1 protein-coding gene is annotated in these 723 nt (G+C 42.2%); it reads left to right on the plus strand.

Annotated features, from left to right (window positions below; genetic code table 11):
- A partial coding sequence (locus tag ABXT06_RS22770; protein ID WP_354592758.1) for a glycoside hydrolase family 3 N-terminal domain-containing protein occupies window positions 1–723 on the plus strand: 723 nt, incomplete at both ends.

Genomic DNA, 723 nt, shown 5'->3' on the forward strand with positions numbered 1-723 from the left:
GTTTTGACGTAATTCATGGCTATAAAACGTTAAGTCCGATTCCGCTGGCAGAAGCAGCGAGTTGGGATTTGGATGCGATTAAGAAATCGGCGGCGATTGCGGCAGATGAAGCTTCGGCATCTGGAATTAACTGGACTTTTGGACCAAATGTCGATGTGGCAAATGATGCCCGTTGGGGACGTGTGATGGAAGGCGCAGGAGAAGATCCTTATTTGGGAAGCAAAGTGGGTTATGCGCGTGTGAAAGGTTTTCAAGGAGAAACAGCTGCCGATTTGGCTAAAGTAAATACGATTGCGGCTTGTGCGAAACACTTTGCGGCGTATGGCTATGTTGAAGCTGGATTGGAATATAATATTGTAGATATCAGCAATTCTAAATTGTACAATTCGGTTCTGCCTCCTTTTAAAGCGACAGTTCAAGCGGGAGTTCGTACGTTTATGAATTCGTTTAATACTTTGAACGGTGTTCCGGCAACTGGAAATGCCTTTTTGCAAAGAGATATTTTAAAAGGGAAATGGAAGTTTGACGGATTTGTAATTTCAGATTATGCTTCGATTCGCGAAATGATTGCGCACGGTTATGCAAAAGACGAAGCTGATGCAACTGCAAAAGCTGTAATTGCAGGTTCTGATATGGATATGGAATCGTATTTGTATGTGGCGAAATTGGTTGATTTAGTAAAATCTGGAAAAGTAAAAGAATCTTTGGTTGATGATGCCGTTC

The sequence above is a fragment of the Flavobacterium sp. UW10123 genome, from assembly GCF_040538975.1.
Taxonomy (GTDB): domain Bacteria; phylum Bacteroidota; class Bacteroidia; order Flavobacteriales; family Flavobacteriaceae; genus Flavobacterium.